Genomic DNA, 8,834 nt, shown 5'->3' with positions numbered 1-8,834 from the left:
GGTTGCGGTACCACTCGGCGCGGCCGTCGCGCAGCCGGACGCCGTGGACCATGCCGTCGCCGGTGAACAGGTGGTACGTCGCGGGGTCGGGGTCGTCGAACGGGTTGGGGCCGATGCGGGCGTACCGGCCGTCGAGGTGGGCGGGGATCTCTCCGGTGGTCTCCAGTTCGGTGACGGTCAGCTCCTCGTGCACGGGCGCGTACTGGCCGTCCAGGATTCCGTTCGTCATTGGGTCCTCCGCTGCTCAATAACAGTGTTATGTGGGATATAACGCTGTTATGAGCGAGGTGTCAACGGGTTCGGCGGACCCGGGTCCGGCTCCGGCCAAACCGGCTCCGGCCAAGCCGGGTCCGACCGGGCCGACGCGGACGCGGCTGCTGGAGGCGGCCGCGCGGCTGCTGGCGACGGAGGGCCCGAAGGCGCTGACCGCGCGCCGCGTGGCCGCCGAGGTCGGGGCGTCCACGATGGTCCTGTACACGCACTTCGGCGGGATGCCGGAGCTGGTGCGGGCGGTGGTGGAGGAGGGGTTCGAGCGGCTGGCGGCGATGCTGGCCGACGTCCCGCCGAGCGACGACCCGCTCGCCCACCTCGCACGGCTCGCCGCCGCCTACCGCGCCAACGCCCTGGCGAACCCGAACCTGTACGCGGTGATGTTCGGTGGGAGCGTGCTGGCCGAGATCTGCCCGGACGACCAGGAGATCCGGACCGGGCGGTTCACCGAGGGCGCGGGCACGTTCGGCGTCCTGGTGGAGGCGACGGAGCGCGCGATGTCGGCGGGGCTGCTGCCGGGCGCGGACGGCGCCGACCCCGCCGACGTGTCCGCGCAGTTCTGGAGCGCCCTGCACGGTTACGTGATGCTCGAACTGGGCGGGCACTTCACCCCGGCGGACGAGGAGACCGTCTTCCTCCCGCTGCTGCGCACGCTGGCCGTCGGGCTCGGCGCGTCCATCCCGGACGGGATGGCCGACGCGGTCCGCACCGCCCCGCGGGACGGCGCGAGCGGCTAGTCGCCTCCGGGTGGTCGGAGGTTGACGGTTTGCCCCCTCTGGCCACGTTCGGTCCTGGTCTCCCCCTGAACGCGGAATTCGTTCATCGTTCCCTGCAAGCGCGGCTGATCATGCGGCTGCGGACCGGGGAACGGGAGGAACGCGGCCGTGGGCGAGCGGGGGAGGTCCGGGTGGCGCACGCGGCGTCCGGCGGGCGTGGGGGAACGGCGTCCGGCGGGCGTGCGGTCGCGGCGGCGGATGGCAGGGCGGACGCGGCGTTCGCTGGGTGTGCCGGCCGGGGTGCTGGCGGTGGTGCTGGGGGTCGCGCTGCTGACCGGGGCGTCGGCGCGGGGCGCGGTGCCGGCGGCGCTGCCCGACGGGTTCCGGCAGCAGACCGTCCTGACGGGGCTCACGAACCCGACGGCGGTGCGGTTCGCGCCGGACGGACGGGTGTTCGTGGCGGAGAAGAGCGGCATTGTGAAGATGTTCCAGTCGCTCACCGACACGAACCCGGTCGTGTACGCGGACCTGCGGGAACAGGTGTTCAACGGCTGGGACCGGGGGCTGCTCGGGCTCGCCCTGCACCCGAACTTCCCGGTCGATCCGCGCGTGTACGTCCTGTACACCTTCAACGGCGAGCTGGGCGGAACGTTCCCGAGGTGGCCGTCCGCGAACGGCAGCGACGACCAGTGCCCGGACCCGCCCGGCGCGAACAAGAGCGGCTGCGTCGTCGCGGGGCGGATCTCGGTGCCGACGCCTCCGGTGCAGTCGGCGGGCGCGCTCGCGCCGCGGGCGCACGCCGGTCCGGTGACCGAGCAGGTGCTGGTGGAGGACTGGTGCCAGCAGTTCCCCAGCCACTCGGTCGGGACGTTGCGGTTCGGCGCGGACGGCATGCTCTACGCGGGCGCGGGTGACGGCGCGAGCTACACCTACGCCGACTACGGGCAGACCCAGAACCCCTGTGGTGACCCGCCCGGAAAGCCCGGCGAGAGCCTCGCGGCGCCCTCGGCCGAAGGCGGCTCGCTGCGCGCCCAGGACGTCCGCACTCCGGACGACCCGACCAGCCTGGACGGTTCGATCATCCGCGTCGATCCGGACACGGGGAAGGCCGCGCCCGGGAACCCGGCGACGGCCGGGGACGAGAACGCCCGGCGGATCATCGCGCACGGCTTCCGCAATCCCTACCGTTTCGCTATCCGTCCGGGGACGAGCGAGGTGTGGGCGGGCGACGTCGGCCTCAGCACGTGGGAGGAGATCGACCGCATCCCCACGCCGTTGACGAAGGTCGCCAATTTCGGATGGCCCTGTTACGAGGGGACGGGCCACAACCCCGGTTACGAGGCCGTCGGGCTCACCGCGTGCCAGAAGCTGTACAGCGCCGGCGCGGGGGCGGTGGAGACACCGTTTTTCGCCTACAAGCACTCCGCGAAGGTCGTCCCTAACGAGACGTGCGGGACGGGCAGTTCCGCCATCAGTGGCACCGCGTTCTATGACGGAGGCGCGTATCCGCAGCGGTACAGGGGGGCGCTGTTCTTCGCCGACTACGCGCGCAAGTGCGTGTGGGCGATGCGGGCGGGCGCGGACGGCCTGCCCGATCCGAAGAGCGTGGAGACGTTCGACCCGTCCCCCGGGGCGATCGTGGATCTGGAGAGCGGGCCGGACGGCGACCTGTTCGGCGTGGACGTCATCGACGGACGCGTCGTCCGCTGGGTGTACGAGGGCGGCAACAACCCGCCGGTCGCGGCGATCAGGTCGGACACGGTCAGCGGGCGGCTGCCGCTGACCGTCCGGCTCGACGGGTCGGCGTCGTCCGACGCGGACGGCGACCTGCCGCTCGCCTACGACTGGGACCTCGACGGCGACGGGACTTACGGGGACTCGCACGACGCCGCGCCGACCGCCACGTTCACCAGGGCGGGCACGTACGAGGTGGGGCTGCGGGTGACCGACGCGCGCGGCGCGTCCGACACGGCGACGCTGCGGATCACGGCGGCGTCCACGCCGCCGGTCGCGCGGATCACCGCGCCGGCGGCCGGGCTGACCTGGCAGGTCGGCGACCGGATCGCGTTCGCGGGAACGGGGACCGACGCCGAGGACGGCACGCTCACCGGCAACGCGCTGCACTGGCAGCTGATCATGCACCACTGCCCGAGCACCTGCCACACGCACGAGATCACCGCGCAGGACGGGCCGTCCGGGTCGTTCGTCGCGCCCGACCACGAGTACCCGTCCTGGCTGGAGCTGCGGCTGACCGCGACCGACTCGTCCGGGTTGACCGACTCCCGGAGCGTGGAGCTGCATCCGAAGACGGCGAAGCTGACGCTCCGGAGCAGCCCGGCGGGCATCCCGCTGACGCAGGGGCAGAGCACGGCGAAGGCGCCGTTCACCGGAACGGTCATCAAGGGCTCGGTGGCGTCGGTCGCGGCACCGGTCAAGACGCAGATCGTCGGCGGGCGCGCGTACGAGTTCGCGGGGTGGTCCGACAAGGGCGCGGCAGCGCACAACGTCACGGTCGGGAAGGACATGACGCTCACCGCGACGTACCGGCTGAAGACGAACCTGGCCTTGAAGCGTCCCGCGACCGCGTCCAGCGCTGAGCAGTCGTGGTACCCGGCGCGGAGCGCCGTGGACGGCAACCAGAAGACGCGCTGGTCGAGCAAGCGGACCGATCCGCAATGGCTGCGGGTGGACCTCGGCTCCGTGCGGCAGGTCGGATGCGTGATCCTGCGGTGGGAGGCGGCGGCGACGGCGTTCCAGATCCAGGTGTCCAAGGACGGCCGCACATGGACGACCGTGCATACGCGGACGAACGGGAACGGCGGCGCGGACCTCGCGTCCTTCACTCCCGTCCAGGCCCGGTACGTCCGCATGTACGGGACGAAGCGGGCGACGAAGTACGGCTACTCGCTGTGGGAGATGGAGGTCTTCGACAGGTAGGCAGGGGTTTCGAGGGGTGGTGGAGGGTCTTCGGCGGGTGATACTTGCGTGGTGTCCGCGCAAGTCATCTATGACCGGAACGGTGTGCTGGTCGTCCGGGCCCGGGACGTGGTCGCCAAGGCGCACCGTCCCGGACGGGCCCTCGGGCCGGAGTTCACCCGCCGCGTCGAGATCGCCGCGTCCCTTCCGGAGCTGTTCAACGCGCCGCTGGGACCGCCGCTCGACGTCGAAGGCCGGACGGTCACGCTGGAGCGCTACGGCAGACCGGTCGATCCCCACGATCCGCCCTGGGAGGACGCGGCGCGCCTGCTGGCCGCGCTGCATGCCGTCCCGGTCCCTGAGGACACGCCGCCGTTCGGGCGTCCGACGCGGGTGGCGCGCGCGGTGTCCCGCCTCGGGGATGGTGAGGCCGCGGACGCGGTGCGGAGGGCGTTCGCCGGGCTGCCCGCCTGGGTGCGCGGGGACGCGCCCGTCCCTGACGTGCGGAACGAGCGGCTGCTGCACGGCGACTTTCACTTGGGCCAGCTCGTGCGCGCGGGCGAGGGCGACGCGTGGCGGTTCATCGACGTGGAGGACATCGGACGCGGCGACCCGGTGTGGGACCTCGCGCGCCTCGCGGCGCTGTTCGCGGCGGGGGTTCTCGCGCCGGACGCCTGGGGCCGCTTCCTGCGCGCGTACCGGGAGGCGGGCGGGGTGGCGGTGCCGCCCGGCGAGGGCTCGGAGTGGACGGTCCTGGACGTCCCGTCCCGTGCGCTGGTGGTCCAGATCGCCGCGACGTCGCTGCGGATGGCGGCCGAGGAGGAACGCGATCTGCATCCGGAGGAAACCGGTCTCGTGGGTGCGTGCGTCAGAATCGCAGAGCTGCCCGCACTACCTTAGATTTACCTTTTGATTACGGTTCAGCAGCTGGAAGGACGACATAGGCGATGCACTGCCCCAAGTGCCACGGCTTCATGCGCACGTACAACCGCAGCGGCGTCCAGATCGAGCAGTGCGACAACTGCCGGGGCGTCTTCCTCGACTACGGCGAGCTGGAGGCCCTCGGCCGCCTGGAGTCCGGCTACCACGCCGCGCCGCCCGCCCCGCACTGGGGACACCACGGCGGGCACCACGGCCACCACGGTCACCACGGCGGCCTGTTCCACGCGCTCTTCACGACCTGACCCCCATGTGAACGGCCCGCACCGACAGGTACGGGCCGTTCTCGCTTCACCGCCCCCGGGCCGGAGCCGGACGCGGCTGAGGGGGCGTCTCAGAGGCGCGGGTCCACCGGTTCGGACTCCAGCGCCAGCACCGCGAACACGGCCTGGTGGACGCGCCACAGCGGCTCCCCGGCGGCGAGCCGGTCGAGGGCCGCGAGACCGAGCGCGTGCTCGCGCATCGCCAGCGACCGCTTGCGGCCGAGGTGGCGGGAGCGCAGCCGGTCCAGGTGGTCGGTGTAGTCCGGGCCGTAGATGATGCGCAGGTACTCGCGTCCGCGCACCTTCAGGCCCGGCTGGACCTTGCGGTCCGCCGGGAGCGGGCCGAGCGGCTTCACGACCATGCCCTCGCCGCCGTCCGCCGTGAGCTTCTCCCACCAGGACGTCGCGTCCGCCTCGGACGCGGGGTCGGCGAGGTCCACCACGCGCGTCGCGGTGCGCCGGACGAGGCCGGACGCATCGGCCGCGGCGAGCCTGTCCGCCACGTCCATGTGCCAGTCGTGGCCGCGGGTCGTCGCGAGCGTCTCCCCTTCGGCGGCCAGCAGTTGGAACGGCGCGATCCGCAGGTCGCCGATGCCGTCGACGTCCCAGCAGTAGCGGGCGAACGCGTCCCGGAAGCGCGCGGCGTTCGCGGCCCGGTGCTCGGTGCGCTCACGCAGGTCCGCCACGTCGAGTCCGCGTGCGTGCGCCTGCGCGAGAGCGGTGGACGCGGCCGGGAGCGCGGCCCGCGCGGCGGCGGCGGTCGCCGCGTACTGCGTGCGGATCAGCTCCATCGCCTTCGCCGACCAGGGCAGCAGCTCGCAGTCGAGGACGAGCCAGCCGGTGTTCAGCTCGTCCCAGAGGCCGGCCTTGCCGATGGCGTCGCGCAGGCGCGCGAGGACGGCGTCGGTGCGGGCGGCGTCCTTGAAGAACGACCGTCCGGTGCGGGTGAACAGCGCGCCGATCGTGCCGTCGTCCATGCGGAACCGCGTCTCGGCCGTCGCCTTGTCACGCGCGACCACGGCGATCGCGCGGGAGCCCATGTGCTTCTCCTCGCAGATCACCTTGGCCAGCCCGAGGTCGCGGTAGGCGGCGAAAGCCTGCGCGGGGTGCTCCAGGTAGTCCGGCAGTGGCGACGCGTCCGCCGGGGCCATCGTCGGCGGCAGGTACACCAGCCAGCGTGGATCGACCGCGAACCGGCTCATCACCTCCAGCGCGGCGAGCGCGTTCTCTTCGCGGACCGAAACGCGTCCCATCAGCGTGGTCTCCACGCCGTGCGCGTCCATCACGTCCTCGATCCTCAGCAGGTCAAGGTCGCTGGACTCGTCCTTCAGCGGACGCGTCGGCTCGTACCAGACCTCGTGCGCGCGCGTCTGGACGAGCTGCTTCTCCGGGTAGCGCAGCGCCGTCAGCTTGCCGCCGAACACCACACCGGTGTCGAGGCAGATGGTGTTGTTGATCCACTCGGCGTTCGGCACGGGCGTGTGGCCGTAGACGACCATCGCCTTGCCCCGGTAGTCGCGCGCCCACGGGTACCGGACGGGCAGGCCGTACTCGTCGGTCTCCCCGGTCGTGTCGCCGTAGAGCGCGAACGAGCGGACGCGTCCGGACGAGCGTCCGTGGTACTCCTCCTTGAGGCCCGCGTGGGCGACGACGAGCTTCCCGCCGTCCAGGACGTAGTGGCTGATGAGGCCGTCCATGAACGTGCGCGCGCGGTCGCGGAACCCGTCCGGCTCGCGCGCGAGCTGCTCCAGCGACTCGGCCAGGCCGTGCGCGACCTTCACCTTGCGGCCGTTGAGCGCGCGTACGAGCTTCTGCTCGTGGTTCCCGGACACGCACAGGGCCGTGCCGGCCTCGACCATGCCCATGACCAGGCGCAGCACGCCGGGCGAGTCGGGGCCGCGGTCGACGAGGTCGCCGACGAACACGGCGGTGCGCCCCTCCGGGTGGCGCGCCCCGACGGCGCGTCCCTCCGCGTCGCGCTCGATGCCGTAACCGAGCTCGGCGAGCAGCTCCTCCAGCTCGGCGCGGCAGCCGTGGACGTCCCCGATGAGGTCGAACGGGCCGGTCAGCTCGCGCTTGTCGTTCCACGCCTTCTCGTACACGACCGTGGCCGCGTCGATCTCCTCGACGCCGGTCAGGACGTAGGACCGCTTGAACTCGCGGCTCTGCAGCGAGCGCAGGCCGCGCCGCAGCTCGCGCCGCTGTCTCGGGATCACGTGGTCCGGCAGGTCGCGGTCCGGCCGCGCGGCGTTGCGCGCGGCGGCCACGGCGTCGGGGACGTCGAGCACGATCGCCGCCGACATCACGTCGCACTCCCTGGCGATCCGCAGGAGCTGCTGGCGGGGCCCGACCTGCACGTTCGTGGCGTCCACGACCGTCAGCAGGCCGCGCCGCAGCCGCGTCCGGACGATGTGGTGCAGCAGCTCGAACGCGTCGCCGGTCGCGGACTGGTCGTTCTCGTCGTCCGACACGATCCCGCGGCAGCGGTCGGAGGAGACCACCTGGGTCGGCGCGAAGTGGCGGCGCGCGAAGTGCGACTTGCCCGAACCGGACACGCCGACGAGCACGACCAGCCCCATCTCGGGCAGCCTGATCTCGGTCATCGGGTGCTCTCCTCTCGGGTCGCAGGAGTCGCGCACGTCGCGGGGGGTGCGGAGATCTCGGGGGTAGCGGAGGTCTCGGGGGTGGCGGGGGTCTCGCGGGTGAAGACGGCCATCTGCGTCGGCGCGCCGACCTCCGGGTCCAGGTCGCCGACCGGGACGTACCGGACGCGGTAGCCGTGCGCCGCGGCCACCGTGCCGGCCCACGCCGCGAACTCGGCGCGCGTCCACTCGAAGCGGTGGTCGGGGTGGCGCATCGCGCCGTCCTCGAGACCGTCGTAGCGGACGTTGTACTCGGCGTTCGGGGTCGTGACCACGACCGACGCCGGACGCGCCGCGCCGAACACCACGCCCTCGACGGCCGCCAGCCGCGGCGGGTCGATGTGCTCCACGACCTCCATCAGGACGGCCGCGTCGTAGCCCTCGAACCTGCGGTCGGCGTAGGTCAGCGCGGACTGGAACACCGACACGCGGGCCGGACGTCGCGGGTCCGCGGGATCGTCCGGGAGGCCGCGGCGGCGCACCATCTCGACCGCGCGGTACGACACGTCGACGCCGGTGACCTTCTCGAACGTCCGGTCGCGCTTGAGGCGGGCGAGGAGCTTGCCGCTGCCGCAGCCGAGGTCGATCACCGTGCGGGCGTCCAGCTCGCGCAGCGCCGCCACGACGGCTTCGGCGCGCCGGTCCGCCAGCGAGCCCTTCGGCTCCTCGTCCGCCGGCGGCTCCGACGCCGTGGCGGGCTGCTGCGGGGTGTCGGCAGGCGGCTCCTCTTCGAGGGAGGTGCGGTCGAGGGCGTCCTCGGGCGCGTCGTCGGAGTCGGCCAGGCGGCCCAGGGCGGCGCGGACGAGCGGACGGCGGTTGGCCAGGTAGCGGCGGATGATGCCGGAGCGGTCCGGGTGCGTGGCGAGCCAGCCCTCCCCGGCGCGGATCAGCTTGTCCACCTCGTCCGGCGCGATCCAGTAGTGCTTGGACTCGTCCAGCACCGGCAGCAGGACGTACAGCTGGTTGAGCGCGTCGGCGAGGCGGGCCTCGCCGGTCAGGGTGAGGCTCACGTAACGCGAGTCGCCCCAGGCCGGGAAGGCGGGGTCGAGCGGCACGCGGACGGCCTCGACCCGCCAGCCGAGCGGCCC

General features: G+C 72.8%; 7 protein-coding genes. 4 read left to right on the top strand and 3 right to left on the bottom strand.

Annotated elements, in window-relative coordinates; genetic code table 11:
* On the bottom strand, nt 1-229 hold a 229-nt coding region (locus AB0J52_RS17435), incomplete at its 3' end, for a carotenoid oxygenase family protein (protein ID WP_500182613.1).
* A gap of 49 nt (nt 230-278) precedes the next feature.
* Between AB0J52_RS17435 and AB0J52_RS17430 the strand changes: the two genes are divergently transcribed.
* From AB0J52_RS17430 to AB0J52_RS17415, 4 genes are all read left to right on the top strand, one after another.
* Nucleotides 279-1,007 (top strand): TetR/AcrR family transcriptional regulator, encoded by a 729-nt coding sequence (locus AB0J52_RS17430; protein WP_500182612.1) that lies wholly within the window; start codon nt 279-281, stop codon nt 1,005-1,007.
* A 147-nt stretch (nt 1,008-1,154) separates the two neighbouring features.
* Complete coding sequence (locus AB0J52_RS17425; RefSeq protein ID WP_500182611.1) at nt 1,155-3,923, top strand: PQQ-dependent sugar dehydrogenase; 2,769 nt, start codon at nt 1,155-1,157, stop codon at nt 3,921-3,923.
* Nucleotides 3,924-3,974: 51 nt separating this feature from the next.
* Nucleotides 3,975-4,802, top strand: a complete 828-nt coding sequence (locus AB0J52_RS17420; RefSeq protein WP_500182610.1) for a phosphotransferase family protein — start codon at nt 3,975-3,977, stop codon at nt 4,800-4,802.
* Between the two features lie 47 nt (nt 4,803-4,849).
* Nucleotides 4,850-5,086 (top strand): TFIIB-type zinc ribbon-containing protein, encoded by a 237-nt coding sequence (locus AB0J52_RS17415; RefSeq protein ID WP_117357893.1) that lies wholly within the window; start codon nt 4,850-4,852, stop codon nt 5,084-5,086.
* Nucleotides 5,087-5,175: 89 nt separating this feature from the next.
* On the opposite strand, the gene AB0J52_RS17410 is transcribed toward AB0J52_RS17415, so the two are convergent.
* Nucleotides 5,176-7,707 carry a polynucleotide kinase-phosphatase gene (locus tag AB0J52_RS17410; protein ID WP_500182609.1) on the bottom strand — a complete coding sequence of 844 codons (2,532 nt, stop codon included), beginning with the start codon at nt 7,705-7,707 and terminating at the stop codon, nt 5,176-5,178.
* The coding region (locus AB0J52_RS17405) for a 3' terminal RNA ribose 2'-O-methyltransferase Hen1 (protein WP_500182608.1) at nt 7,704-8,834 on the bottom strand (1,131 nt) is incomplete at its 5' end. The genes AB0J52_RS17405 and AB0J52_RS17410, both read right to left, overlap by 4 nt.

The organism is Spirillospora sp. NPDC049652 (genome assembly GCF_040675125.1).
Lineage (GTDB): Bacteria > Actinomycetota > Actinomycetes > Streptosporangiales > Streptosporangiaceae > Spirillospora.
The sequence above is the reverse complement of the archived record's forward strand: the minus strand, read 5'-3'. Positions and strand labels throughout refer to the sequence as shown.

Bases quoted from the DNA above. Each gene is read 5' to 3' on its own strand.
- AB0J52_RS17430 (WP_500182612.1), top strand. From the start codon at position 279: ATGAGCGAGGTGTCAACGGGTTCGGCGGACCCGGGTCCGGCTCCGGCC.
- AB0J52_RS17410 (WP_500182609.1), bottom strand. From the start codon at position 7,707: ATGACCGAGATCAGGCTGCCCGAGATGGGGCTGGTCGTGCTCGTCGGC.
- AB0J52_RS17415 (WP_117357893.1), top strand. From the start codon at position 4,850: ATGCACTGCCCCAAGTGCCACGGCTTCATGCGCACGTACAACCGCAGC.